General features: G+C 71.9%; 22 protein-coding genes. 15 read left to right on the forward strand and 7 right to left on the reverse strand.

Annotation, left to right across the window (positions count from 1 at the left end):
* Nucleotides 1-64: 64 nt before the first annotated feature.
* On the reverse strand, nt 65-523 hold the full coding sequence (locus ACQ614_RS25175; RefSeq protein ID WP_431680933.1) for an indole-3-glycerol phosphate synthase: 459 nt from the start codon (nt 521-523) through the stop codon (nt 65-67).
* Nucleotides 524-649: 126 nt separating this feature from the next.
* Entirely contained in the window at nt 650-1,429 is a 780-nt protein-coding gene (locus ACQ614_RS25180; RefSeq protein WP_431680934.1) for a pyrimidine reductase family protein, read from the reverse strand.
* On the opposite strand from ACQ614_RS25180, the gene zapE reads away from it, so the two are divergent.
* The 4 genes from zapE (at nt 1,428) to ACQ614_RS25200 (ending at nt 6,755) form a co-directional block, all read left to right on the forward strand.
* Entirely contained in the window at nt 1,428-2,528 is a 1,101-nt protein-coding gene (zapE, locus tag ACQ614_RS25185) for a cell division protein ZapE (RefSeq protein WP_431680935.1), read from the forward strand. The genes ACQ614_RS25180 and zapE overlap by 2 nt on opposite strands.
* 91 nt (nt 2,529-2,619) lie before the next feature.
* A complete protein-coding gene (gene uvrB / locus ACQ614_RS25190; RefSeq protein WP_431680936.1) occupies nt 2,620-4,716 on the forward strand; it encodes an excinuclease ABC subunit UvrB in 2,097 nt (698 codons plus the stop codon).
* Nucleotides 4,717-4,944: 228 nt separating this feature from the next.
* On the forward strand, nt 4,945-5,526 hold the full coding sequence (locus ACQ614_RS25195) for a TerD family protein (protein WP_431680937.1): 582 nt from the start codon (nt 4,945-4,947) through the stop codon (nt 5,524-5,526).
* A gap of 239 nt (nt 5,527-5,765) precedes the next feature.
* A complete protein-coding gene (locus ACQ614_RS25200) occupies nt 5,766-6,755 on the forward strand; it encodes a TerC family protein (RefSeq protein ID WP_431680938.1) in 990 nt (329 codons plus the stop codon).
* Between the two features lie 92 nt (nt 6,756-6,847).
* On the opposite strand, the gene ACQ614_RS25205 is transcribed toward ACQ614_RS25200, so the two are convergent.
* Both ACQ614_RS25205 and ACQ614_RS25210 read right to left on the reverse strand, forming a co-directional pair.
* On the reverse strand, nt 6,848-7,501 hold the full coding sequence (locus tag ACQ614_RS25205) for an MBL fold metallo-hydrolase (RefSeq protein ID WP_431680939.1): 654 nt from the start codon (nt 7,499-7,501) through the stop codon (nt 6,848-6,850).
* Nucleotides 7,502-7,567: 66 nt separating this feature from the next.
* Nucleotides 7,568-8,353 carry a maleylpyruvate isomerase family mycothiol-dependent enzyme gene (locus tag ACQ614_RS25210; RefSeq protein ID WP_431680941.1) on the reverse strand — a complete coding sequence of 262 codons (786 nt, stop codon included), beginning with the start codon at nt 8,351-8,353 and terminating at the stop codon, nt 7,568-7,570.
* 392 nt (nt 8,354-8,745) lie between these two features.
* On the opposite strand from ACQ614_RS25210, the gene uvrA reads away from it, so the two are divergent.
* The 11 genes from uvrA to ACQ614_RS25265 all read left to right on the forward strand — a co-directional run bounded on the left by uvrA (nt 8,746) and on the right by ACQ614_RS25265 (nt 21,965).
* A complete protein-coding gene (uvrA, locus tag ACQ614_RS25215; RefSeq protein ID WP_431680943.1) occupies nt 8,746-11,679 on the forward strand; it encodes an excinuclease ABC subunit UvrA in 2,934 nt (977 codons plus the stop codon).
* Between the two features lie 144 nt (nt 11,680-11,823).
* On the forward strand, nt 11,824-12,318 hold the full coding sequence (locus ACQ614_RS25220; RefSeq protein WP_363492313.1) for a Rieske (2Fe-2S) protein: 495 nt from the start codon (nt 11,824-11,826) through the stop codon (nt 12,316-12,318).
* Between the two features lie 65 nt (nt 12,319-12,383).
* Complete coding sequence (uvrC, locus tag ACQ614_RS25225) at nt 12,384-14,420, forward strand: excinuclease ABC subunit UvrC (RefSeq protein ID WP_431680944.1); 2,037 nt, start codon at nt 12,384-12,386, stop codon at nt 14,418-14,420.
* A gap of 124 nt (nt 14,421-14,544) precedes the next feature.
* On the forward strand, nt 14,545-15,423 hold the full coding sequence (rapZ, locus tag ACQ614_RS25230) for an RNase adapter RapZ (RefSeq protein ID WP_431684019.1): 879 nt from the start codon (nt 14,545-14,547) through the stop codon (nt 15,421-15,423).
* Between the two features lie 72 nt (nt 15,424-15,495).
* Complete coding sequence (locus tag ACQ614_RS25235; RefSeq protein ID WP_431680945.1) at nt 15,496-16,572, forward strand: gluconeogenesis factor YvcK family protein; 1,077 nt, start codon at nt 15,496-15,498, stop codon at nt 16,570-16,572.
* Complete coding sequence (gene whiA, locus ACQ614_RS25240; RefSeq protein WP_431680946.1) at nt 16,563-17,543, forward strand: DNA-binding protein WhiA; 981 nt, start codon at nt 16,563-16,565, stop codon at nt 17,541-17,543. The genes ACQ614_RS25235 and whiA overlap by 10 nt, the downstream gene beginning before the upstream one ends.
* A gap of 457 nt (nt 17,544-18,000) precedes the next feature.
* Nucleotides 18,001-19,005, forward strand: a complete 1,005-nt coding sequence (gap, locus tag ACQ614_RS25245) for a type I glyceraldehyde-3-phosphate dehydrogenase (RefSeq protein ID WP_363492316.1) — start codon at nt 18,001-18,003, stop codon at nt 19,003-19,005.
* A 157-nt stretch (nt 19,006-19,162) separates the two neighbouring features.
* On the forward strand, nt 19,163-20,368 hold the full coding sequence (locus ACQ614_RS25250) for a phosphoglycerate kinase (protein WP_431680948.1): 1,206 nt from the start codon (nt 19,163-19,165) through the stop codon (nt 20,366-20,368).
* Between the two features lie 4 nt (nt 20,369-20,372).
* The gene (gene tpiA / locus ACQ614_RS25255) at nt 20,373-21,158 is read left to right on the forward strand and encodes a triose-phosphate isomerase (RefSeq protein WP_431680949.1); all 786 of its coding nucleotides are present in this window, start codon (nt 20,373-20,375) and stop codon (nt 21,156-21,158) included.
* Between the two features lie 88 nt (nt 21,159-21,246).
* Nucleotides 21,247-21,483, forward strand: a complete 237-nt coding sequence (gene secG / locus ACQ614_RS25260) for a preprotein translocase subunit SecG (protein ID WP_431680951.1) — start codon at nt 21,247-21,249, stop codon at nt 21,481-21,483.
* A gap of 194 nt (nt 21,484-21,677) precedes the next feature.
* Nucleotides 21,678-21,965 carry an RNA polymerase-binding protein RbpA gene (locus ACQ614_RS25265; RefSeq protein WP_030266405.1) on the forward strand — a complete coding sequence of 96 codons (288 nt, stop codon included), beginning with the start codon at nt 21,678-21,680 and terminating at the stop codon, nt 21,963-21,965.
* Nucleotides 21,966-22,098: 133 nt separating this feature from the next.
* Here the strand turns inward: ACQ614_RS25265 and pgl are convergent, their stop codons facing one another.
* Genes pgl through zwf form a run of 3 tightly spaced genes read right to left on the reverse strand, consistent with a single transcriptional unit; the run spans nt 22,099 to nt 25,516 of the window.
* Complete coding sequence (gene pgl, locus ACQ614_RS25270; RefSeq protein WP_431680952.1) at nt 22,099-22,887, reverse strand: 6-phosphogluconolactonase; 789 nt, start codon at nt 22,885-22,887, stop codon at nt 22,099-22,101.
* Complete coding sequence (gene opcA, locus ACQ614_RS25275; protein ID WP_431680954.1) at nt 22,884-23,996, reverse strand: glucose-6-phosphate dehydrogenase assembly protein OpcA; 1,113 nt, start codon at nt 23,994-23,996, stop codon at nt 22,884-22,886. The genes pgl and opcA overlap by 4 nt, the downstream gene beginning before the upstream one ends.
* A complete protein-coding gene (zwf, locus tag ACQ614_RS25280) occupies nt 23,993-25,516 on the reverse strand; it encodes a glucose-6-phosphate dehydrogenase (RefSeq protein WP_431684020.1) in 1,524 nt (507 codons plus the stop codon). The genes opcA and zwf overlap by 4 nt, the downstream gene beginning before the upstream one ends.
* Nucleotides 25,517-25,564 lie beyond the last annotated feature (48 nt).

Consider the following 25,564-nt stretch of genomic DNA (forward strand, 5'->3'; position numbering starts at 1 on the left):
GGAGGACGAGAATCGTCCTCGCGGTGGTTCCGCAAGGACGATTCTGCACCACCGGCGGACGGGCTCAGGACTCGCTGGCGAACAGCTTGAGCACCGGAACGCCGACCTTGTGCCGGGCCCGCGAGGCCCAGTCGCGGTGGAAGAACTCCTCGACGAAGTGCGGCGAGGTGAGCACCAGGACCTCGTCCGCGCCGTGCTCCTCCACCACGTCCTTCAGGTTGTCCAGCGGGTTCTCCTCGACCACCCGGCCGGTGGCCTCGGCGCCGGCCGCGCGCAGGTGGCGCAGGCTGTGCTCCAGCGACTCCCCGGCCACCGTGGGCCCCGCCGCCGTGTCGTGCTCGTGCACCGCTCTGTCGAGATGGCCGAGCGCCACGTCGTCGAGCGCTCTCAGCAGCTCGTCCTGTCTTCCGCGGGGCTGCATCAGCACCACGAAGGACACCTTCTCGTCACCGTGCAGGGTGGTGACCAGCTCGACGTCCGCGTCGGACAGCGCCTTTTCGATCATCAGTACGGTCTTGAACACGTGAGTCCCTTCGACGGTGCAGGCCCCCGGGTCCGCTTGCCCTCATCTTGCCCGGCGGAAGCTTTCCTCACGCTGCACACGCACCACACGGGCCACGCCCGGGCCCGGCCCGCCGCCGGACCCGCCTCAGCCGGCCGCCGGGCCGGGCTCCGCCCGCAGGTACCGGGTGAAGAGGAAGCCGTCCTCCTCGATCAGCGACACCAGCCGCATGGGCCGCAGGTCCGCGACGGGCAGGCCGTACGCGATCCGCGGCGCGTCCCCGGCGGTCAGCAGCGGCGCCAGCGACAGGCACATCTCGTCCAGCAGCCCCTCCGCCGCGAGGCCGCCCAGCAGCCGCGGCCCGCCCTCGGTGAGCTGCCTGGTCCAGCCCCGCGCGGTCAGTGCCGCCACCGCCGCCGGCAGCTCCACCGACCGCTCCCCGGCCACCACCACGTCCGCGACCTCCGCCAGCGCCCGCCGCGCCTCGGTGGGGGAGTCCTCCGTGGTGATCACCACCGTCCGCACCAGCGGCTCGGTGAGCAGCGGCGCCGACAGGTCGAAGGACAGCCCCCGGCTCACCACCGCGATCGCCGGCGCCGGAGCCTGGCCCGCCGCCTTCCTGGCCGCAGCGAACTCGGCCCGGGCCCGGCCCGGCCGGTACCCCTCCGCCCGGACGGTCTCCGCACCCACCAGCACCACGTCCGCCAGCGCCCGCAGCACCCCGAAGATCCGCTTGTCCGCGGTGCTCGACAGCCCCTCCGAGAGCCCCTCCAGCCGGGCGGAGCCGTCCAGGCTGGACACCATGTTGGCGCGCAGCCAAGGGCGGCCCGCGGCCACCTGCTCCGGGTACGCGTACAGCGCGGCCAACGACTCCAGCGACGCCGGGTCCGCGACGGGGGCTGTGAGCGGATTCATCAAGAGGTGCATGGTGGCGAGTCTTCCACGGGGCGTACCCTGTACTACCGTGCCCGCAGCCCCCCACGCCGACGCCACCGCCTCCGAGACGGCCACCGTGACAGCCCTCACCGACCGCCGCCCCGTGGTCCCCGCCGAGCGACTGGTGGCCGAGATGGTCCCGCCGCCGCGGTTCTCCGGCGTCAGCTTCGGCAGCTACATCCCGGACGGCACCCAGCCCAGCCAGTACGAGGCCGTGCAGGTCCTGGAGCAGTTCGCCGCCTCCCTCAACGGCAGCGGCGCCGCCCCGAAGCGCAGCTGGTTCCGCCGCTCCGCCCCCGCCCCGGCCGGCCCCGCCGGCATCTACCTCGACGGCGGGTACGGCGTCGGCAAGACCCACCTGCTCGCCTCGCTCTGGCACGCCACCCCCGGGCCGAAGGCCTTCGGCACCTTCGTCGAGCTCACCAACCTGGTCGGCGCCCTCACCTTCAAGGGCGCGGTGGAGACCCTCTCCGGGCACCGCCTGCTGTGCATCGACGAGTTCGAACTCGACGACCCGGGCGACACCGTCCTCGTCTCCACCCTGCTCAGCCGCCTCGTCGAGAACGGCGTCAAGCTCGCCGCCACCTCCAACACCCTCCCGGACAAGCTCGGCGAGGGCCGCTTCGCCGCCGCCGACTTCCTCCGCGAGATCCAGGGCCTCTCCGCCCACTTCCGGCCCGTCCGGATCGACGGCCAGGACTACCGCCACCGCGGCCTGCCCGAGGCCCCGCCGCCGTACGGCGACGACGAGGTCGCCGCCCGCGCCGCCGCCACCCCCGGCGCCTCCCTCGACGACTTCGACGCCCTGCTGGAGCACCTGAAGGCCGTCCACCCGAGCCGCTACGGCGCCCTCCTCGACGAGGTCCACTCCGTCTTCCTGCGGGGCGTCCGGCAGGTCGACGACCAGTCCACCGCGCTGCGGCTGGTCGTCCTCGCCGACCGCATGTACGACCGCGAACTCCCGATCACCGCCTCCGGCATCCCCTTCGACCAGGTCTTCCCCGAGGAGATGCTCCGCGGCGGCTACCGCAAGAAGTACCTCCGCGCCATCTCCCGCCTCGTCGCCCTCGCCCGCGACAGCGCCCGTTAGGGCGTGCCCTCCGGGCCGGCCGCTCAGGAGCATGGCCGGCCGGCTGCGAATTCCCGCCTCGGTTGTCGGTGGGGGGTCGTACGGTGGACCCGTGCGACCCATCACGAGTATCGAGCGGTCAGTGGCGCCCTTCGAGGTCGTCAGCCCCTTCCAGCCGAGCGGCGACCAGCCGGCGGCGATTGCCGAGCTGGAGCGCCGCATCCGGGCGGGCGAGAAGGACGTCGTCCTCCTCGGCGCGACCGGCACCGGCAAGTCCGCGACGACCGCGTGGATGATCGAGAAGCTCCAGCGCCCCACCCTGGTGATGGCGCCGAACAAGACCCTGGCCGCCCAGCTCGCCAACGAGTTCCGCGAGCTGCTGCCCAACAACGCGGTCGAGTACTTCGTCTCGTACTACGACTACTACCAGCCCGAGGCGTACGTCCCGCAGACGGACACCTACATCGAGAAGGACTCCTCGATCAACGAGGAGGTCGAGCGGCTGCGCCACTCCGCGACCAACTCCCTCCTCACCCGCCGCGACGTGGTCGTGGTCGCCTCGGTCTCCTGCATCTACGGCCTCGGCACCCCGCAGGAGTACGTGGACCGGATGGTCCCGCTCAAGGTCGGCGAGGAGATCGACCGCGACGCGCTGCTCCGCCGCTTCGTCGACATCCAGTACACCCGCAACGACCTGGCGTTCACCCGCGGCACCTTCCGCGTCCGCGGCGACACCATCGAGATCTTCCCGGTGTACGAGGAGCTCGCCGTCCGGATCGAGATGTTCGGCGACGAGATCGAGGCGCTGTACACGCTGCACCCGCTGACCGGCGAGATCATCAGCCAGGACCACCAGATCTACGTCTTCCCGGCCTCGCACTACGTCGCCGGCCCGGAGCGCATGGAGCGCGCGGTCAACGACATCGAGAAGGAGCTCGGCGAGCGCCTCGCGGTGCTGGAGAAGCAGGGCAAGCTGCTGGAGGCCCAGCGGCTGCGGATGCGCACCACGTACGACATCGAGATGCTCCGCCAGATCGGCAGCTGCTCCGGCGTCGAGAACTATTCGATGCACTTCGACGGCCGCGAGCCGGGCACCGCACCGAACACGCTGCTCGACTACTTCCCGGAGGACTTCCTCCTGGTCATCGACGAGTCGCACGTGACCGTGCCGCAGATCGGCGCGATGTACGAGGGCGACGCCTCCCGCAAGCGGACGCTGGTCGACCACGGCTTCCGGCTGCCGTCCGCGATGGACAACCGCCCGCTGAAGTGGGAGGAGTTCCTGGGGCGGATCGGCCAGACCGTCTACCTGTCGGCGACCCCGGGCAAGTACGAGCTGTCCCGCGGCGACGGCACGGTCGAGCAGATCATCCGCCCGACCGGCCTGATCGACCCCGAGGTGGTCGTCAAGCCGACCGAGGGACAGATCGACGACCTGGTGCACGAGGTCCGCACCCGCGTCGAGCGGGACGAGCGCGTCCTGGTCACCACCCTCACCAAGAAGATGGCCGAGGACCTGACCGACTACATGCTCGGCCTGGACATCCGGGTCCGGTACCTGCACAGCGACATCGACACGCTGCGCCGGGTGGAGCTGCTGCGCGAGCTGCGGGCCGGCGAGTACGACGTGCTGGTCGGCATCAACCTGCTCCGCGAGGGCCTGGACCTGCCCGAGGTGTCGCTGGTGGCGATCCTCGACGCGGACAAGGAGGGCTTCCTGCGCTCGGGCACCTCGCTGATCCAGACGATCGGCCGTGCGGCGCGCAACGTCTCCGGCCAGGTCCACATGTACGCGGACCGGATCACCCCGGCGATGGAGCTCGCCATCGACGAGACCAACCGCCGCCGGGCGGTGCAGCAGGCGTACAACGAGGCGAACGGCATCGACCCGCAGCCGCTGCGCAAGAAGATCGGCGACATCCTGGCCACCATGGCGCGGGAGGACGTGGACACCGAGGAGCTGCTCGCCACCGGGTACCGCGGGGCCGGCGGCGGCAAGGCCCGTACGCCCGTCCCGGCGCTCGGCGCGGACCGCAAGCCGGCCAAGAGCCTGCCGGCCGCCGAGCTCGCCCAGCTCATCCAGGACCTCACCGACCGGATGCACGCGGCCGCGGCGGAGCTGCAGTTCGAGGTCGCCGCGCGGCTGCGCGACGAGGTGGGGGAGCTGAAGAAGGAGCTCCGGCAGATGCGCGAGGCCGGGATGGCCTGAGCCCCGCGGCAGCCCGGGAGCCGGCCCGGGGTGCACCCTGCATGACATGTGCCCGCAGGCCCTAGGCTGGCCTGCGGGCACTTGCCGCCCGCGGCCCGTACGGGGCCGCCGACGGCGGTGCCGGCCGCAGGGCAAGGGGGGCCTCAGCCGGGGGACGGCAAACGGGGTGTTCCGTCGTCGCGCCGCGGTGGGACCGCTCCCGCCGGGCTGAGGAGAGAGGCAAGCACGGTGTCGGTGAATCTGGCCAAGGGGCAGAGCGTCAGCCTGCAGAAGAGCTCGGGGGAGTCGCTGTCGGTTGTCCGGATGGGCCTGGGCTGGCGGGCGGCGCCCCGCAGGGGCCTGTTCGGCACCCGCAGCCGCCAGGTCGACCTGGACGCCTCGGCCCTGCTGTACGCCGAGAAGACCCCCTCCGACGTGGTGTTCTTCCGGCACCTGGCGAGCAACGACGGCTCGGTGCAGCACACCGGGGACAACGTGACCGGCGGGGTCGGCTCGGGCGACGACGACGAGGCGATCCTGGTCGACCTGCTGCACGTCCCGGTGCACATCACCCAGATCGTCTTCACGGTCAGCTCGTACACCGGGCAGAGCTTCACCGAGGTGCAGGACGCGCACTGCCGGTTGGTCGACGAGTCCACCGGGCAGGAACTGGCCCGGTACGAGCTGGCCGCGGGCGGTCGGCACACCGGCCAGATCATGGCCAAGGTCTTCCGGGAGCCGGGCGGCGGCTGGGCGATGCAGGCGATCGGCGCACCGGCCCGGGCCAGGACCTTCCAGGACATGCTGCCCGCCATCGAGCCGTTCCTCTGAGGTGCGATCGCGCGCGACCCCCTGACGGCTCTTTACCTTCTTTACCTTGTCTTGGTGATTCTGTTAGCCTCGGCGGAAGAGCGGAGGGGAGTACTCCCCCGCAGCAGCCCCGTCATCACGGATGTCCGCCCATCGGGTGTCCCGGGGTGCTGGCCCGCGTGCTCCATCGGTGAGCCGCAGGGTGGAGGAGACCTCCGGCAGTGACGATGCCTGTTCGCCTACCTGCCGGAGGAGCAGACGTGGACGTTTCCCTGAGCCTGTGGATCGGGACGATCGGGGTGCTGATCGCCCTGATCGTCGCCGACTTCTTCATCGGCGGCCGCAAGCCGCACGAGGTCTCGATCAAGGAGGCCGGGATCTGGACGACCGTCTGGATCATCCTGGCGGCCCTGTTCGGCGGCTTCCTGTGGAAGCAGTACGGCTCGCAGCCCGCGAGCGAGTTCTTCGCCGGTTACATCACCGAGAAGTCGCTGAGCGTCGACAACCTGTTCGTGTTCATCCTGATCATGGGCAAGTTCGCGGTGCCGAAGATCTACCAGCAGCGCGTGCTGATGTTCGGTGTGATCATCGCGCTGGTGCTGCGGGCGATCTTCATCGCCGGCGGCGCGGCCCTGGTCTCCACCTTCTCCTGGGTCTTCTACATCTTCGGCGCGTTCCTCGTCTGGACGGCCTGGAAGCTCATCCAGGACGCCCGCTCCGACGAGGAGGAGGAGTTCGAGGAGAACCGCCTGCTCAAGTCGATCGAGAAGCGCTTCCCGGCGACCGACAAGTACCACGGCACCAAGCTGTTCATCGTGGAGAACGGCCGTCGGCTGATGACGCCGATGCTGATCGTCATGCTGGCGATCGGCACCACCGACGTCCTGTTCGCCCTGGACTCCATCCCCGCGATCTTCGGCCTGACCCAGGACCCGTACATCGTCTTCACCGCGAACGCCTTCGCGCTGATGGGTCTGCGCCAGCTGTACTTCCTGATCGGCGGCCTGCTGAAGAAGCTGGTCCACCTCGCCTACGGCCTGTCGGTGATCCTCGGCTTCATCGGCGTGAAGCTGGTCCTGCACGCCCTGCACGAGAGCGGGGTGCACGTGCCGGAGATCAGCATCGGCGCCTCGCTGGGCTTCATCGTGGTGGTGCTGGCCGTGACCACCGTGACCAGCCTGATCGCCTCGCGCCGCCAGGAGCGCGAGGAACTGGCGAAGGCGGACGAGCGCGACGGCGCCGACGTCTGACCCACCCGATCCCGCACGGCGGGGTGCGACCGAGGGGACCGGTCACACCCCGCCGCTGCGCTGTCGTGGGGCGTGGCCGCCCCGCCCGCCGCTCACCAGCCGCGCTCGCGCCACTCGTCGAGGTGCGGGCGCTCGGTGCCGAGCGTGGTGTCGTTGCCGTGGCCGGGGTAGACCCAGGCCTCGTCCGGCAGCACGTCGAAGATCTTCTCGTTGACGTCGCGGAAGAGGCTGGCGAAGGCCTCCGGGTTCTTCCAGGTGTTGCCGACGCCGCCGGGGAAGAGGCAGTCGCCGGTGAACACGTGCGGGTGGCCCTGGGGGTCGTCGTAGATCAGCACGATCGCGCCCGGGGTGTGCCCGACCAGGGTGCGGACGGTGAGCTCGACCTGGCCGACCCGCAGCACGTCGCCGTCGTCCAGCAGCAGCTCGGTGGGGACGTCGATGCCCTCGGCGTCGATCCGGCCGGCCGCCGTCCGGGCGCCGGTGGCGGCCACGACGTCGGCCAGGGCGGCCCAGTGGTCGTGGTGCCGGTGGGTGGTGACGACGGTGGCCAGGCTCTCGCCCACCGTCTCCAGCAGGACCTGGCCGTCGGCCGCCGCGTCGATCAGCAGCTGCTCGTCGGTGGCGCGGCAGCGCAGCAGGTAGGCGTTGTTGTCGTACGGGCCGACCGCCACCTTGGTGACGATGAGGTGGGCGAGCTCCCGCACGTCGGGCGGACCGCCGACCTTGACCGCTCCGTGGTAGGTCATCGCTCTGCTCCTCGATGGTCGTGGCCGGATACCGGCTGAAAGTCCGTCACCTGCATCATCGCCTGTTCAGTTCAGCGGCGGAAGCGGGGGCAGCACCGACCGCGGCCCGGGCACGAGGACGCCGGCCCGGTGCACCTGCAGCCCGTCGCCGTCCGAGCGGCCGGAGAGCCAGGCGGTGAGCCCCCGGACGGGCCCCTCCACGGTCAGCTCGGTGCCCTCCGGGCCGCCGATCCGGGCGCGGGCGCCGGTGTCCTCGGCGACCAGCAGCACGGCCGGCAGGCCCTCCACGTCGGCGAGCCGCCCGGCGAGCCGGGCCAGCTCGGCGGCGGCGAAGGACTCCGGCCAGTGCGCGGGGGTGTAGCCGGCGTCCAGGTCGACGTGGTGGTACTCGACCTCCATCAGCCGCTTCCAGGGCACCTCGCAGGCCGGGAACACGTAGCCGGTGCGGTGCCGCAGCGGGACGTCCCAGGCGGTGTCGGGCAGGGCGGCGGCGGTGGCGGCGAGCCGCTCGGCGGTCCGCTGCAGGTCGGCGAGCTGGACGTCGAGCGGGCGTCCTGCGCCGTCCCGGATGCCCTGCTCGCGGGCGTCGGGGGTGGCGTACTGCGGGATGTCGACGCCGGTGCGGGCGGTCTCCAGCAGGTTGACCAGGGAGTCGGCGTTGCGCGCCAGGTGGGCCAGCACGTGGCCGCGGGTCCAGCCGGGAAGGGCGGAGGGCGCGGCGACGGACTCCGGGGCGAGCCCGGCGACCGTGCGCAGCAGGTGAGCGGTGCCGTCGGCGACGGCCTTGAGGCTCTCGGCGGCCCTGGCGGCGGGTGCCTCGGGCGGGATGCCTGCGGACTCGGGGGCGGTCATGGGCGGTCTCCCGGTGGTGCGCGGTGCGGTGGCCGGCGTTTCCCGCGGGGGCCGCCGGTCGTTGTCACGGCGACGCTATCGCCCGGGTGCGGCGCCGAGCTGGCGCTTTTCCCGTCCTGACGATCAACGTGTCGGGGGCGCGTCACTCATTCGGGTGGTCTCCACTGGACAAGGTCGATATTCGAACGCCTGCGCTATAGGCTGACTGTCCCGAGTCGGAAGAAAACGCCCGTCCCGCCGGTTGGTCCCCCTGAGGCATGCCTGTGGCCGCTGCGCTGCAGCCGCCGCGGAGCCCGCCCGGGGCCGGGCCGCGGTGGATCGGGGATCACCGACCGCCCTCACGTCCCATGCCCCCCGAAGCCCACCTCCCCCGGAGAAAGGCGCCAGAAGCAGTGGCCGACCGCCTGATCGTCCGCGGTGCTCGCGAGCACAACCTCAAGAACGTCTCGCTCGACCTGCCCCGCGACTCCCTCATCGTCTTCACCGGCCTCTCCGGGTCCGGCAAGTCCTCGCTGGCCTTCGACACGATCTTCGCCGAGGGCCAGCGCCGCTACGTCGAGTCGCTGTCCTCGTACGCGCGGCAGTTCCTCGGGCAGATGGACAAGCCCGACGTCGACTTCATCGAGGGCCTGTCGCCCGCGGTCTCGATCGACCAGAAGTCCACCAGCCACAACCCGCGGTCCACCGTCGGCACCATCACCGAGGTCTACGACTACCTCCGCCTGCTGTTCGCCCGGATCGGCAAGCCGCACTGCCCGCACTGCTCGCGGCCGATCGCCCGGCAGTCCCCGCAGGCCATCGTCGACCGGGTGCTGGAGCTCGCCGAGGGCACCCGCTTCCAGGTGCTCAGCCCGGTGGTGCGCGAGCGCAAGGGCGAGTTCGTCGACCTCTTCGCCGACCTGCAGTCCAAGGGCTACGCCCGCGCCCGGGTGGACGGCGCGACCGTCCAGCTGACCGAGCCGCCGACGCTGAAGAAGCAGGAGAAGCACACCATCGAGGTGGTCGTCGACCGCCTCACGGTCAAGGAGAGCGCCAAGCGCCGCCTCACCGACTCGGTCGAGACGGCCCTCAAGCTCTCCGGCGGCATGGTGGTGCTCGACTTCGTCGACCTCCCGGACGACGACCCCGAGCGCGAGCGGATGTACTCCGAGCACCTCTACTGCCCGTACGACGACGTCTCCTTCGAGGAGCTGGAGCCGCGCTCCTTCTCCTTCAACTCGCCGTTCGGTGCCTGCCCGGAGTGCTCCGGCCTCGGCAACCGGATGGAGGTCGACCCGGAGCTGGTGATCCCGGACGAGGAGAAGTCGCTCGACGAGGGCGCCATCCACCCGTGGTCCCAGGGCCACACCAAGGAGTACTTCCAGCGCCTGATCGACGCGCTCGCCGGCGAGCTCGGCTTCCGCACCGACATCCCCTGGGCCGGGCTGCCCGCCCGGGCCCGCAAGGCCCTGCTGTACGGGCACCGCACCCAGGTCGAGGTGAAGTACCGCAACCGGTACGGCCGCGACCGCTCGTACACCACCTCCTTCGAGGGCGCGGTGCCGTTCGTGCAGCGCCGCCACTCCGAGGCGGAGAGCGACTCCAGCCGGGAGCGCTTCGAGGGGTACATGCGCGAGGTGCACTGCCCCGCCTGCAACGGCACCCGGCTCAAGCCCGTGGTCCTCGCGGTCACCATCCAGGACAGGTCGATCGCCGACGTCTCCGCGATGTCGATCAGCGACTGCGCCGAGTTCCTCGGCGCGATGAAGCTGACCGCCCGCGACAAGAAGATCGCCGAGCGGGTCCTCAAGGAGGTCAACGAGCGGCTGCGCTTCCTGGTCGACGTCGGCCTGGACTACCTCTCCCTCAACCGCGCCGCGGGCACCCTCTCCGGCGGCGAGGCCCAGCGCATCCGGCTCGCCACCCAGATCGGCTCCGGCCTGGTCGGCGTGCTCTACGTGCTGGACGAGCCCTCCATCGGCCTGCACCAGCGCGACAACCACCGGCTGATCGAGACGCTGGTGCGGCTGCGCGACATCGGCAACACCCTGATCGTCGTCGAGCACGACGAGGACACCATCAAGACCGCAGACTGGGTCGTCGACATCGGCCCCGGCGCCGGCGAGCACGGCGGCAAGGTGGTGCACTCCGGCTCGCTGAAGGAGCTGCTGGCCAACGACGAGTCGCTGACCGGCCAGTACCTCTCCGGCCGGCGGAGCATCCCCACCCCGGCCGTCCGCCGCCCGCGGGACAAGAAGCGCCAGCTCACCGTGCACGGCGCCCGCGAGCACAACCTGCAGGACGTCACCGTCGGCTTCCCGCTCGGCACCTTCACCGCGGTCACCGGCGTCTCCGGCTCCGGCAAGTCCACGCTGGTCAACGACATCCTCTACACCCACCTCGCCCGGGAGCTGAACGGCGCCCGCAGCGTGCCCGGCCGGCACACCCGGATCACCGGCACCGACCTGGTCGACAAGGTGGTGCACGTCGACCAGTCGCCGATCGGCCGCACCCCGCGCTCCAACCCGGCCACCTACACCGGCGTCTTCGACCACGTCCGCAAGCTCTTCGCGGAGACCCAGGAGGCCAAGGTCCGCGGCTACCTGCCCGGCCGGTTCTCCTTCAACGTCAAGGGCGGCCGCTGCGAGAACTGCTCCGGCGACGGCACCATCAAGATCGAGATGAACTTCCTGCCGGACGTCTACGTCCCCTGCGAGGTCTGCCACGGCGCCCGCTACAACCGGGAGACGCTGGAGGTCCACTACAAGGGCAAGTCCATCGCCGAGGTGCTGGACATGCCGATCGAGGAGGCGCTGGCCTTCTTCGAGGCCGTCCCGGCGATCGCCCGGCACCTGCGCACCCTCAACGACGTCGGCCTCGGCTACGTCCGGCTCGGCCAGTCCGCCCCCACCCTCTCCGGCGGCGAGGCTCAGCGCGTCAAGCTCGCCTCCGAGCTGCAGAAGCGCTCCACCGGCCGCACGGTCTACGTGCTCGACGAGCCCACCACCGGCCTGCACTTCGAGGACATCAGCAAGCTCATCAGGGTGTTGGAGGGCCTGGTCGACAAGGGCAACACGGTGATCGTCATCGAGCACAACCTCGATGTCATCAAGACCGCCGACTGGATCGTCGACATGGGCCCCGAGGGCGGCAGCGGCGGCGGCACCGTCGTCGCCGAGGGCACCCCGGAGGAGATCGCGGCGATCACCGCCAGCCACACCGGCAAGTTCCTGCGCGACATCCTCGCCGAGGTCTCCGACGCGGCCGTCCCGGCCGCCCGGCGCGGCGGCAGCCGCACCACGGCGGCCGGCGGCGCCGCCCGCAAGCGGGCCGCCGCCAAGAAGTAGCGAGGCACACACTCACCGAACCTCCCCGGCCCTGGGCCGGCCGGGGAGGTGGTGTGTCAGTACCGCTCGAGCCAACGGCACGCCCAGGTAAGGGGCATAGACTGCGGCCGGTCCGCCCGTACCCGCGTCCGAGGAGCCGCCCGCATGAACGAGCCCGCCGCCACCGCTTCCGCCGCCGAGACCGACCGGGGCCCCGCCGCCTCCCGCCGCACCCTGCTGTGCGGCGCGGCCGCCGTGCTCGCCGCGGGCGGCACCGTCGCGGTCACCGGCTGCTCCTCCTCGTCCCCCTCGGGTTCGTCCGGCTCCACGGGCGGATCCGGCGGCACCCAGACGCAGAACGCGGCCCCGGTCGACCTCGGCCCGGCCGCCGACATCCCGGTCGGCGGCGGCAAGGTCTTCCGCGAGCAGAAGATCGTGGTCACCCAGCCCGCCGCGGGCGAGTACAAGGCGTTCAGCGCCAAGTGCACCCACGCCGGCTGCGTCGTCGACGCGGTCAAGGACAAGCTGATCGACTGCCCCTGCCACGGCAGCCGGTTCTCGATCACCGACGGCGCCGTCGAGGCCGGCCCGGCGCCCAAGCCGCTGCCCTCCTACAAGGTGGCCGTCGTCAACGACAACGTCCAGGTCACACCCGCCTGACCGGTTCGCGGCAGCACCCCGGGAAAGCGCCACGGGCGGTCGTCGGCAGTCGGTACGGTAGGGGCATGGCAGACCTGTCCACCTACCGTCCGGCACCCGGTGCGATCCCGCTCTCACCCGGGGTGTACCGCTTCCGCGACGAGCACGGCCGGGTCATCTACGTCGGCAAGGCGAAGAGCCTGCGCCCGCGGCTCTCCTCGTACTTCCAGGACATCGCCGGCCTGCACCCGCGCACCGCGACGATGGTGACCACCGCCGCCTCCGTGGAGTGGACGGTGGTCGGCACCGAGGTCGAGGCGCTGCAGCTGGAGTACTCCTGGATCAAGGAGTTCGACCCCCGGTTCAACGTCAAGTACCGGGACGACAAGAGCTACCCCGAACTGGCGGTCACCCTCAACGAGGAGTTCCCCCGCGTACAGGTCATGCGGGGTGCGCACAAGAAGGGCGTTCGCTACTTCGGCCCGTACGGGCACGCCTGGGCGATCCGCGAGACCGTCGACCTGCTGCTCCGGGTCTTCCCCGTCCGCACCTGCTCCAACGGCGTCTTCAAGCGTGCCGGCCAGGTCGGCCGGCCCTGCCTGCTCGGCTACATCGGCAAGTGCGCGGCGCCCTGCGTCGGCAAGGTCACCGCCGAGGAGCACCGCGAGCTCGCCGAGGAGTTCTGCGACTTCATGGCCGGCCGCACCGGCGGGTACCTGCGCCGCCTGGAGCAGCAGATGCAGGAGGCCGCCGCCGACATGGAGTACGAGAAGGCGGCCCGGCTCCGTGACGACCTGGGCGCCCTCCGGCGCGCCATGGAGAAGAACGCGGTCGTCCTCGCCGACGGCACCGACGCCGACGTGCTCGCCCTCGCCGAGGACGAGCTGGAGGCCGCCGTCCAGATCTTCCACGTCCGCGGCGGCCGGGTCCGCGGCCAGCGCGGCTGGGTCACCGACCGCGTCGAGGACGTCGACACCCCCGCCCTGGTCGAGCACGCCCTCCAGCAGCTCTACGGCTCCGGCAGCGAGTCGGTGCCCCGCGAGGTCCTCGTCCCCGCCCTGCCCGAGCCGGCCGGCCCCGTCCGCGAGTGGCTCACCGGCCTGCGCGGCGCCCAGGTCGACCTGCGCGTCCCCCAGCGCGGCGACAAGAAGGACCTGATGGCCACCGTGCAGCGCAACGCCCAGCAGGGCCTCGCACTGCACAAGACCAAGCGCGCCTCCGACCTCACCACCCGCAGCCGTGCCCTGCAGGAGATCGCCGACGCCCTGGAGCTGGACTCCGTCCCGCTGCGGATCGAGTGCTTCGACATCTCCCACCTACAGGGCGAGGACGTGGTCGCCTCGATGGTCGTCTTCGAGGACGGCCTGGCCCGCAAGAGCGAGTACCGCCGCTTCCAGATCAAGGGCTTCTCCGGGCAGGACGACGTCCGCTCGATGCACGAGGTGATCGGCCGCCGCTTCCGCCGCTACCTCCGGGAGCGCGAGCAGACCGGCGAGTGGGTTGTCCCCGAGGACGGCGCCGACACCGCCGAGGACGGAGCGGCCGCGCCCGGCGGCCCGGTCGACCCGGAGACCGGCCGCCCCCGCCGCTTCGCCTACCCGCCGCAGCTCCTCGTCGTCGACGGCGGCGCCCCGCAGGTCGCCGCCGCCCGCCGCGCCCTCGACGAGCTCGGCATCGACGACGTCGCCCTCTGCGGCCTCGCCAAGCGCCTGGAGGAGGTCTGGCTGCCCGGCCAGGACGACCCGGTGGTGCTGCCCCGCACCAGCGAGGGCCTCTACCTGCTGCAGCGCGTGCGCGACGAGGCGCACCGCTTCGCCATCGCCTACCAGCGCTCCAAGCGCTCCAAGCGGCTCACTGCCGGCGGGCTGGACGCGGTGCCGGGGCTCGGCGAGACCCGCCGCCAGGCGCTCCTCAAGCACTTCGGCTCGCTGAAGCGCCTGCGGGCCGCCACCGTCGACGAACTGTGCGAGGTGCCCGGCATCGGCCGCCGCACGGCGGAAACCGTTGCGGCGGTGTTGGCCTCCCGGACACCTGCTGCACCCGCCGTGAACACCGCCACCGGCGAGATCATTGACGACAGCGCCGCCCCGGCCGGGGCCGGCACGCCCCTGGAGACGCCATGACGGCCGACGCCGCCCGTCAGCACCGGCGACCTCGGCCCGCCCCTGCCGGCGGGCCCGGGAAGCACGGCACGGCCCGGGGCGTTCTTCCGAAGCGAACCACCGAGAGCGGGGAAGCGAAGTGACTGTGTCCGACGTGGGCGAGAACGCACCGGAGCTGGTGATCATCTCCGGGATGTCCGGCGCCGGCCGGAGCACCGCGGCCAAGTGCCTGGAGGACCTCGGCTGGTTCGTGGTGGACAACCTGCCGCCCGCGCTGATCCCGACCATGGTCGACCTCGGCGCCCGCTCCCAGGGCTCCGTCCCGCGGATCGGCGCGGTCGTCGACGTCCGCGGCCGCAGCTTCTTCGACGACCTGCTGACCTCCCTGGAGGAGCTGGAGAAGCGCGGCGTGCGGCTCCGCGTGGTCTTCCTCGACTCCTCCGACGAGGCGCTGGTGCGCCGCTTCGAGTCGGTCCGCCGCCCGCACCCGCTGCAGGGCGACGGCCGGATCGTCGACGGCATCGCCCAGGAGCGCGAGCTGCTGCGCGACCTCCGCGGCGAGGCCGACCTGGTGATCGACACCTCCAACCTCAACGTCCACCAGCTCCGCGCCAAGCTCGACGCGCAGTTCGCCGACCACGACGAGCCCGAGCTGCGCGCCACCGTGATGTCCTTCGGCTTCAAGTACGGCCTGCCGGTCGACGCCGACCTGGTGGTGGACTGCCGCTTCCTGCCGAACCCGCACTGGGTTCCCGAGCTGCGGGCCCACACCGGCACCGACAGCGACGTCGCCGACTACGTCTTCAAGCAGCCCGGCGCCCAGGAGTTCCTGGACGGCTACGCCGAGCTGCTGCGGATCGTGACCGAAGGGTATCGCCGCGAAGGCAAGCGCTACATGACTCTTGCCGTAGGCTGCACCGGTGGCAAGCACCGGAGCGTCGCCATGTCCGAACGGCTGACCAGGCGTCTGATCGCGGACGGCGTCGAAACGGTGCTCGTCCACCGCGACATGGGCAGGGAGTGACCGGCCGGCGCTGACCGGGCCGGCCGTTCCCCGCCCGCCCGAGGGATCACGAGACAGGAACGTGGGGTCGGTGTGACGGGATACTCGCCAGCACGGCAGTTCCAGCAGAGGTCTGGCGAGCGAGCCCCGGCCGGAAGCAGTCCGGCTGCCCAGAAGTCCCGCCCCGGCGCCCCCAGGATCACCGCCCTCGGCGGCGGCCAGGGCCTGTCCGCCTCGCTGTCCGCGCTGCGCCGGCTCACCAACGAGCTCACCGCCGTCGTCACCGTCGCCGACGACGGCGGCTCCAGCGGCCGGCTCCGCACCGAGCTCGGCGTGCTGCCCCCCGGCGACCTCCGCAAGGCGCTCGCCGCGCTCTGCGGGGACGACGAGTGGGGCCGCACCTGGTCCGAGGTCCTCCAGCAGCGCTTCACCGGCGACGGCGGGCTCGGCGGCCACGCCGTCGGCAACCTGCTGATCGTCGCCCTGTGGGAGAAGCTCGGCGACCCGGTCGAGGCGCTCAACTGGGTCGGCCGGCTGCTCAACGTCCAGGGCCGGGTGCTGCCGATGTCGGCCGTCCCGCTGGACATCGAGGCCGAGGTCCGCGGCCACGACCCGGCGCACCCGCACGAGCTCACCGCCGTCCGCGGCCAGGCCGACGTCGCCGTCACCCCGGGCACCGTGCAGTCGGTCCGGCTGCTCCCCGAGGAGCCGCCGGCCGTCCCCGAGGCGGTCTCCGCCGTCCTGGAGGCGGACTGGGTGGTGCTCGGCCCCGGCTCCTGGTTCACCAGCGTGCTGCCGCACCTGCTGGTGCCCGAGCTCGCCAAGGCGCTGGTCGAGACCCGCGCGCGCCGGCTGCTCACCCTCAACCTCGCCCCGCAGCCGGGCGAGACCGAGGGCTTCACCCCGCAGCGGCACCTCGACGTGATCGCCGACCACGCCCCCGACCTGGAGGTCGACGCCGTGCTGGTCGACGAGCGGGCGGTCACCGGCGGGGCCTTCGGCCTGGCCGACCTGGCCGGCCTGGAGAAGGCCGCCGAGCGGATGGGTGCCGCACTGGTGCTCGGCAGGGTGGCACGGGCCGACGGCTCGCCGCGACACGACCCGGAGCTCCTGGCGGCTGCGTACGACCGGATTTTCCGGACACATGGAAGGATCGGCCCATGGCGATGACTCCTGCGGTGAAGGACGAAATCTCCCGGCTCCCGGTCACCCGGGCCTGCTGCCGGAAGGCGGAGGTCTCGGCGATCCTGCGGTTCGCCGGCGGCCTGCACATCGTGAGCGGCCGGATCGTGATCGAGGCGGAGCTGGACACGGCCATCGCGGCCCGGCGCCTGCGCAAGGACCTGCTGGAGATCTTCGGGCACTCCTCCGACCTCGTGGTGATGGCGCCCGGCGGCCTGCGCCGCGGCAGCCGCTACGTGGTGCGCGTGGTCAAGGACGGCGACCTGCTCGCCCGGCAGACCGGCCTGGTGGACGGCCGCGGACGCCCCATCCGCGGCCTGCCCCCGGCGGTCGTCTCCGGGGCGACCTGCGACGCGGAGGCGGCCTGGCGCGGCGCCTTCCTCGCGCACGGCTCGCTGACCGAGCCCGGCCGCTCCTCCTCCCTGGAGATCACCTGCCCCGGCTCCGAGGCGGCCCTCGCCCTGGTCGGCGCGGCCCGCAGGCTCGGCATCCCGGCCAAGGCCCGCGAGGTCCGCGGCGTGGACCGGGTGGTGATCCGGGACGGCGACGCGATCGGCGCGCTGCTGACCCGTCTGGGGGCGCACGAGGCGGTGCTCGCCTGGGAGGAGCGCCGGATGCGGCGCGAGGTCCGGGCCACCGCGAACCGCCTCGCCAACTTCGACGACGCCAACCTGCGCCGCTCGGCGCGCGCGGCGGTCGCGGCCGGCGCACGCGTGCAGCGCGCGCTGGAGATCCTCGGCGACGAGGTGCCCGAGCACCTGGCCGCCGCCGGCCAGCTGCGCATGCAGCACAAGCAGGCCTCGCTGGAGGAGCTCGGCGCACTCGCCGACCCGCCGCTGACCAAGGACGCCGTGGCCGGCCGCATCCGCCGGCTGCTGGCGATGGCCGACAAGCGCGCCGCAGAGCTCGGCCTGCCCAGCACCGAGGCCAGCCTCACCGACGAGATGGCCCTCAACTAACACCCCTCGAAGCCGGAGCCCGCCGCCGGGTGCGGTCGGGCTGTTCCGGCGTGCCCGGTGTCCGGAATGCGGCGATCCGGGGCGCGATCTGTGCGCGTCTCGCTCTTGCGCGGGCGGCCGGGGGCGGAAAGGGCGGCGCGTCGCCCCTTCCGAGTTGCGCCGTTCCCCGCGCGCCCGTCGCGCCTCCTCCTCCGCCCCGCCGACGGCCCTCCGCGTCGGCCCGCTCCGAACGCACCTCTCTGACCAGGCACTATGAGTGGAATTCGGCATTTGTCTAGCCCGAAATCGGCCATGTCCGATTGCTTCTGATCGTTTCCGATCGCTCTCTGCGGCGGGCACAGCCGGAGAGGCGATGTGTCCGGCGGAGCCGCAGGGAGGTAGGGTCATGGGTGGTCGGGGACATCCCATTTCCACCCCCGTCGGCATCAGTCCGGCGTACCTAAGAGGAGATCGGTTCGTGACGATCCGGGTAGGCATCAACGGATTCGGCCGCATCGGCCGCAACTTCTTCCGTGCGGTTCAGGCCCAGGGCGCGGACATCGAGATCGTCGGTGTCAATGACCTGACCGACACCAAGACGCTGGCGCACCTGCTCAAGTACGACTCGATCCTCGGCACCCTCCGGTCCGAGGTCTCCCACACCGCCGACAGCATCACGGTGGACGGCAAGACCTTCAAGGTCATCGCCGAGCGCGACCCGGCCAACCTCCCCTGGGGCGAGCTGGGCGTGGACATCGTGATCGAGTCCACCGGCATCTTCACCAAGGCCGACCAGGCCAAGAAGCACGTCACCGCCGGTGCCAAGAAGGTCATCATCTCGGCGCCCGCCACCGACGAGGACGTCACCATCGTCATGGGCGTCAACGACGACAAGTACGACGCCGCCAAGCACACCGTCATCTCCAACGCCTCCTGCACCACCAACTGCGTGGCCCCGCTGGCGAAGGTGCTGAACGAGAACTTCGGCATCGTCAAGGGTCTGATGACCACCGTGCACGCGTTCACCAACGACCAGGTCACGCTGGACTTCCCGCACAAGGACCTGCGCCGTGCCCGTGCCGCGTCGCTGAACATCATCCCGACCTCGACCGGTGCCGCGAAGGCCACCGCCCTGGTCCTGCCCGAGCTCAAGGGCAAGCTGGACGGCACCTCGCTGCGCGTCCCCGTCCCGACCGGCTCGATCACCGACCTGGTCGTCACCCTGGAGCGCGAGGTCACCGTCGAGGAGGTCAACGCGGCCTTCCAGAAGGCGGCCGAGGGCGACCTCAAGGGCATCCTGCAGTACACCGAGGACCCGATCGTCTCCTCCGACATCGTCAACTCGCCGTTCTCCACCATCTTCGACTCCCTGATGACCATGGCCCAGGGCAACCAGGTCAAGGTCTTCGGCTGGTATGACAACGAGTGGGGCTACTCGAACCGCCTCGTCAACCTGACCACGCTCGTCGGCGGCCAGCTCTGACACCCAGCGGGACCTGATTGGACGTGGGGCGCAGGGTCCGGAAGGCTTCGTGCCGTCCGGGCCCTCGCTTCGCGCCCGACCCTCGTCCGCCGTGTCTCGGGCGGCCCGTTGCCGTGCCGCCGACATGCACCACCACCTCCCGGGGAGACCCAAGACCGTGAAGACGATCGAAGACCTCCAGGTCGCCGGCAAGCGGGTGTTCGTCCGCGCCGACCTCAACGTGCCGCTGTCCGGCGGCGAGATCACCGACGACGGCCGCATCCGCGCCGTCGCGCCGACCATCGCCAAGCTGGTCCAGGCCGGCGCCAAGGTGGTCGTCGCCTCGCACCTGGGCCGCCCCAAGGGCGAGCCCGACCCGCAGTTCTCCCTCGCGCCGGTGGCCGTCCGCCTCGGCGAGATCCTCGGGGTCCCGGTGTCCTTCGCCGCCGACACCGTCGGCGAGAGCGCGAAGGCCACCGTCGCCGCCCTGGCCGACGGCGAGGTCACGCTGCTGGAGAACCTGCGCTTCAACGCCGGCGAGACCGCCAAGGACGACGCCGAGCGCGGCGCCTTCGCCGACGAGCTGGCCGCCCTGGCCGACCTCTACGTCGGCGACGGCTTCGGTGCGGTGCACCGCAAGCACGCCTCGGTCTACGACCTGCCGGCCCGCCTGCCGCACGCCGTCGGCGACCTGATCGCCACCGAGGTGGGCGTGCTGAAGCGCCTCACCGACGAGGTCGCCCGCCCCTACGTGGTGGTGCTCGGCGGTTCGAAGGTCTCCGACAAGGTCGGCGTGATCGACAACCTGCTCGGCAAGGCCGACAAGATCCTCATCGGCGGCGGCATGATGTACACCTTCATCGCGGCCCAGGGCCACGGTGTCGGCGCCTCGCTGCTGCAGGAGGACCAGATCCCGGTCGTCCAGGACTACCTGAAGCGCGGCGCCGAGCAGGGCGTGGAGTTCGTGATCCCGGTGGACACCGCGGTGTCCCGCTCGTTCCCGGACGTCAAGAACCAGGCCCCGGTGGACGACTACGAGGTCGTCGACGCGGACGCCATCCCGGACGGCGCGCTCGGCCTGGACATCGGCCCGAGGACCGCGCAGCTGTTCGCGGAGAAGATCGCCGACGCGAAGACCGTGTTCTGGAACGGCCCGATGGGCGTGTTCGAGCACCCGGCGTTCGCCGACGGCACCCGGGCCGTGGCCCAGGCGCTGCTGGACAGCGACTCGTTCACCGTGGTCGGCGGCGGCGACTCCGCCGCGGCCGTTCGCATCCTGGGCTTCGACGAGACGGAGTTCGGGCACATCTCGACCGGCGGTGGCGCAAGCCTCGAGTACCTGGAGGGCAAGACCCTCCCCGGTCTCGCCGCCCTGGAAGGCTGAGTACATGACTGAGCGTCTCCCGCTGATGGCGGGCAACTGGAAGATGAACCTCAACCACCTCGAGGCCATCCAGCACACCCAGAAGCTGGCCTTCGCGCTGGCCGACAAGGACTACGAGGCCGTCGAGGTCGCCGTCCTGACGCCCTTCACCGACCTCCGCTCGGTGCAGACCCTGGTCGACGGCGACAAGCTGAAGATCAAGTACGGCTCGCAGGACATCTCGGCGCACGACTCCGGTGCCTACACCGGCGAGATCTCGGGCCCGATGCTCTCCAAGCTGAAGTGCACCTACGCGGTGATCGGCCACTCCGAGCGCCGCCAGTACCACGGCGAGAACGAGGAGATCGTCAACGCCAAGGTGAAGGCCGCGTACCGCAGCGGGATCACCCCGATCCTGTGCATCGGCGAGCCGCTGGACATCCGCAAGGCCGGCACCCACGTCGAGTACACCCTGGCGCAGCTGGACGGCGCCCTGGACGGTGTCCCGGCCTCCGACGCCGAGACCATCGTGGTCGCGTACGAGCCGGTCTGGGCGATCGGCACCGGCGAGGTGGCCACCCCGGAGGACGCCCAGGAGGTCTGCGGTGCCATCCGCGCCCGCCTGGCCGAGCTGTACTCGGCGGAGCTGGCCGACAAGGTCCGCGTCCTGTACGGCGGCTCGGTGAAGTCCTCCAGCGCGGCCGGCCTGATGGCCAAGCCGGACGTCGACGGCGGCCTGATCGGCGGCGCGTCGCTGGACGCCGACGAGTTCGTCAAGATCGTGCGGTACCGCGAGCAGGCAGTAGGCTAACGCCGCCGCAGCAACGTAGGCTTTGGGGCCGGACCGCTTCCACGCGGCCCGGCCCCTTCGCCGAAGATACGAGAGAGTTGGTCCCGCCGTGGTTCTCGGGTTCTCGATTGCCCTGATCATCTTCAGCCTGCTGATGATCCTCCTGGTGCTGCTGCACAAGGGGAAGGGCGGCGGCCTGTCCGACATGTTCGGCGGTGGCGCGATGTCCACCGGCGGCGGCTCCGCGGTGGCCGAGCGGAACCTCGACCGCATCACCATCATCGTGGGCCTCGCCTGGTTCGTCTGCATCGTGGTGCTGAGCCTGCTGCTCAAGTACCAGAGCTGACGCCGCCTCCGGGCCCGGCCGTGCAGGTCGGGGCCCGGCTCCGCAGGCGGTGGTGGCAGAGCTTTAACTGCCGCTTACACTAGGACGACTTCGCCACCGTCCGCACAGCCGCGGCCGGGCGGCACCAGCACGCAGGGAGTCCAACCGTGGCAAGTGGCAACGCCATCCGAGGAAGCAGAGTCGGCGCAGGCCCGATGGGCGAGGCGGAGCGCGGCGAGTCCGCCCCCCGTACCCGGATCTCCTTCTGGTGCGCGAACAAGCACGAGACGCGCCCCAGCTTCGCCGCCGAGGCGGCGATCCCGGAGACCTGGGACTGCCCGCGCTGCGGGTTCCCGGCCGGCCAGGACGAGCACAACCCCCCGGCCCCGGCCCGCAACGAGCCGTACAAGACCCACCTCGCGTACGTGCGCGAGCGCCGCACCGACGCCGACGGCGAGGCCATCCTCGCCGAGGCGCTGGCCAAGCTCCGCGGCGAGATCTGAGCGGTCGCCGAGGGCGCCGCGGGGCACCGCCCCCGCGGCGCCCTCGGTGTTTGCGCACCGCGGCCGGGAGCACCCCGGAGACGTGACGAGGCCCGGCCCCCGAGCGGGGGCCGGGCCTCGTGCGTGCCGCGCCTCAGGCGGAGGCGGGCGGGTACAGCTGGGGCGGCAGATCGGCCGCCGCGGAGCGGTCGAGCAGCCAGAGGGTCCGGGCGGTGCCGTACGCGCCGGAGGCGGGCGCCTGGAGCTCCCCGGGGCCGCTCAGGGCGAGGGCGACGGCCCCCGCCTTGTCCTCGCCGGCGGCGAGCAGCCACACCTCGCGGGCCGCCCGGATCGCCGGGAGGGTGAGCGAGATCCGCACGGGCGGCGGCTTGGGCGCCCCGCGGACGCCGATCACCGTGCGCCCGGCCTCCCGGACACCGGGGTGCTCCGGGAAGAGCGAGGCGACGTGGGTGTCCGGGCCGACGCCGAGCAGCAGCACGTCGAAGGCCGGCACACCGGCGTGCTCGCCGGGGCCCGCGGCCTTGGCCAGCTCCTCGGCGTACCGGGCGGCGGCCGCCTCGACGTCCGAGCCGTCCACACCGTCCGCGGCCGGCATCTCGTGCACCCGGGCCGGGTCGACCGGGACACGGTCGAGCAGCTCCGCGCGGGCCTGCACGGCGTTGCGCTCCGGGTCGTCGGCGGCGAGGAAGCGCTCGTCGCCCCACCAGAGGTCGAGCCGTGCCCAGTCCACCGCGTCGCGCGCCGGGGAGGCGGCGATCGCGGCGAGCAGAGCGTTGCCGTTGCGGCCGCCCGTCAGCACCACCGAGGCGGTGCCGCGGGCGGACTGGGCGTCGACGATGCGGGTGATCAGCCGGGCCGCTGCGGCCTGCGCCATCAGCTCCTTGTCCCGGTGGACCACCAGCTGCGGGGTGGCCGCGGTCACGAGGCGCTCCGCTTCTGCGGGGCGGCCTTCTTCGCGGCGGCCTTGCCGGCGGGGGCCTTCTTCGCCGGGGCAGCCTCCTCCGCGGCCGGGGCCGCCTCCGGCAGCTTGGCGGTCACCCGCGCCGGGGCCGCGGCCTCGGCCGGGACGGCCTCCGGGGAGGCCGGCGGCTCGGCCTCGGCGAGCCGCTCGCGCAGCCGGTCCACGGGGGTGCGGACGGCGTTCGCGTAGATGTCGTCCGGGTCGAGCCGGCGCAGCTCCTCCGCGATGAGCTCGGCGGTGTCGCGGCGCTTGAGCGCGACCATCCGGTCGGGGGCGCCGGGCATGGACAGGGTGCCCATGAGGCCGTCCGGACGGTCGAGGACGACGTCGCCGTCCGTGGTGCGCAGCCGGACGGCGGTGATGCCGGGGCCGCCGGTGACGATCCGTTCGACCGGCACCCGCAGTCGGTTGGTCAGCCACAGGCCGAGGAGCTCGACGCTGGGGTTGTAGGACTCGCCCTCGACGACCGCACCGGTGATCTTGGTGGGCCGCTGGTCGAGGGCGGCGGCCAGCATGGAGCGCCAGCCGGTGATGCGGGTCCAGGCGAGGTCGGTGTCGCCAGGGGTGTAGCTGGCTGCCCGCTGGGCGAGCTGGCCGACCGGGGACTCGGCGGTGACCGCGTCGGTGATGCGGCGCTGGGCGATCGCGCCGAGCGGGTCGTTGGCCGGGTGCAGCGGGGCGTTGTCCGGCCACCAGACCACCACCGGGGCGTCCGGCAGCAGCAGCGGCAGGACGACCGACTGGGCGTGCGAGGCGAGCTCGCCGTGCATGCGCAGGACGACCGTCTCGCCGGAGCCCGCGTCGCTGCCGACCAGGATCTCCGCGTCGAGCCGGGTCTCGGCGCGGGCGCGGGGCGAGCGCCCGGCCCGCTTGATCACCGCCAGGGTGCGGGACGGGTGCTCGCGGGAGGCGTCGTTGGCGGCCTTGAGGGCGTCGTACGCGCTGCCCTCGTCGGTCACGATCACCAGCGTGAGCACCATGCCGGCCGCGGTGGAGCCGCTCGCCCGGCGGGCGTCCATGAGCGCCGCGTTGATCTTGCTGGAGGTGGTGTTGGTGAGGTCGATCTTCATGGCCGGCGCCAGCTCCTGCCGTCTCGTGCGAGCATCTCGTCAGCCTCGACGGGACCCCAGGTGCCCGCCGGGTACTGGGCGGGCTTGCCGTGGGTGTCCCAGTACCGCTCGATCGGGTCGAGGATCTGCCAGGAGAGCTCGACCTCCTGGTGCCGCGGGAAGAGGTTGGCGTCGCCGAGCAGCACGTCGAGGATGAGCCGCTCGTACGCCTCCGGGCTGGACTCGGTGAAGGACTCGCCGTAGGCGAAGTCCATCGTCACGTCGCGGACCTCCAGCGCGGTGCCGGGCACCTTGGAGCCGAACCGCACGGTGACGCCCTCGTCCGGCTGCACCCGGATGACCAGGGCGTTCTGCCCCAGCTCCTCGGTGGCGTAGGAGTCGAACGGCAGGTACGGCGCACGCTGGAAGACCACCGCGATCTCGGTCACCCGGCGGCCGAGGCGCTTGCCCGTCCGCAGGTAGAACGGGACGCCGGCCCAGCGCCGGTTGTTGATCTCCAGCTTGATGGCGGCGTAGGTGTCGGTGGTGGACTCGGGGTTGATGCCGTCCTCGTCCAGGTAGCCGACGACCTCCTCGCCGCCCTGCCAGCCGGACGCGTACTGGCCGCGCACGGTGTGGGCGCCGAGGTCGGCGGGGAGCTTGACGGCGCTGAACACCTTGAGCTTCTCGGCGACCAGGGCCTTGGGGTGGAACGAGGCCGGCTCCTCGATGGCGGTCAGCGCCATCAGCTGGAGCAGGTGGTTCTGGATGACGTCGCGGGCCGAGCCGATGCCGTCGTAGTAGCCGGCGCGGCCGCCGATGCCGATGTCCTCGGCCATGGTGATCTGCACGTGGTCGACGTACGACCGGTTCCAGATCGGCTCGAACATCTGGTTGGCGAAGCGGAGCGCCAGGATGTTCTGGACGGTCTCCTTGCCCAGGTAGTGGTCGATCCGGAAGACCTCGTCCCGCGGGAAGACCTCGTGGACGATCCGGTTCAGCTCCTGGGCGCTCTCCAGGTCGTGGCCGAACGGCTTCTCGATCACCGCGCGGCGCCAGGAGCCCTTCGGCGGGTCGGTCAGACCGTGCTTCTTGAGCTGCTGGACGACGGTGGGGAAGAACTTCGGCGGCACCGACAGGTAGAAGGCGAAGTTGCCGCCGGTGCCCTGGGCCCGGTCGAGGTCCTCGATGGTCTTCCGCAGGGTGTCGAAGGCGTCGTCGTCGCCGAAGTCGCCCTGGACGAACCGCATGCCCTTGGCGAGCTGCTGCCAGACCTCCTCGCGGAACGGCGTACGCGCGTGCTCCTTGACCGCGTCGTGCACCTCCCGGGCGAAGTCCTCGTCCTCCCACTCGCGGCGGGCGAAGCCGACGAGCGAGAAGCCCGGGGGCAGCAGGCCGCGGTTGGCCAGGTCGTAGATGGCCGGCATCAGCTTCTTGCGCGACAGGTCGCCGGTGACGCCGAAGATCACCAGGCCGGACGGCCCGGCGATCCTCGGCAGCCGGCGGTCCGCCGGATCGCGCAGCGGGTTGGAGGGCTGCAGGGGATCGCCCTGCCCGACCTCGGCCCCCTCGACATCGGGAAAAGCAGG

It is taken from the genome of Kitasatospora dryopteridis, assembly GCF_050749075.1.
Classification (GTDB): Bacteria; Actinomycetota; Actinomycetes; order Streptomycetales; family Streptomycetaceae; genus Kitasatospora.

Bases quoted from the DNA above. Each gene is read 5' to 3' on its own strand.
- ACQ614_RS25210 (WP_431680941.1), bottom strand. From the start codon at position 8,353: ATGACCGCCCCCGAGTCCGCAGGCATCCCGCCCGAGGCACCCGCCGCC.
- opcA (WP_431680954.1), bottom strand. From the start codon at position 23,996: ATGAAGATCGACCTCACCAACACCACCTCCAGCAAGATCAACGCGGCG.
- tpiA (WP_431680949.1), top strand. From the start codon at position 20,373: ATGACTGAGCGTCTCCCGCTGATGGCGGGCAACTGGAAGATGAACCTC.
- whiA (WP_431680946.1), top strand. From the start codon at position 16,563: ATGGCGATGACTCCTGCGGTGAAGGACGAAATCTCCCGGCTCCCGGTC.
- ACQ614_RS25265 (WP_030266405.1), top strand. From the start codon at position 21,678: ATGGGCGAGGCGGAGCGCGGCGAGTCCGCCCCCCGTACCCGGATCTCC.
- ACQ614_RS25205 (WP_431680939.1), bottom strand. From the start codon at position 7,501: ATGACCTACCACGGAGCGGTCAAGGTCGGCGGTCCGCCCGACGTGCGG.
- zapE (WP_431680935.1), top strand. From the start codon at position 1,428: ATGGTGGCGAGTCTTCCACGGGGCGTACCCTGTACTACCGTGCCCGCA.
- uvrC (WP_431680944.1), top strand. From the start codon at position 12,384: ATGGCAGACCTGTCCACCTACCGTCCGGCACCCGGTGCGATCCCGCTC.
- ACQ614_RS25180 (WP_431680934.1), bottom strand. From the start codon at position 1,429: ATGCACCTCTTGATGAATCCGCTCACAGCCCCCGTCGCGGACCCGGCG.
- ACQ614_RS25220 (WP_363492313.1), top strand. From the start codon at position 11,824: ATGAACGAGCCCGCCGCCACCGCTTCCGCCGCCGAGACCGACCGGGGC.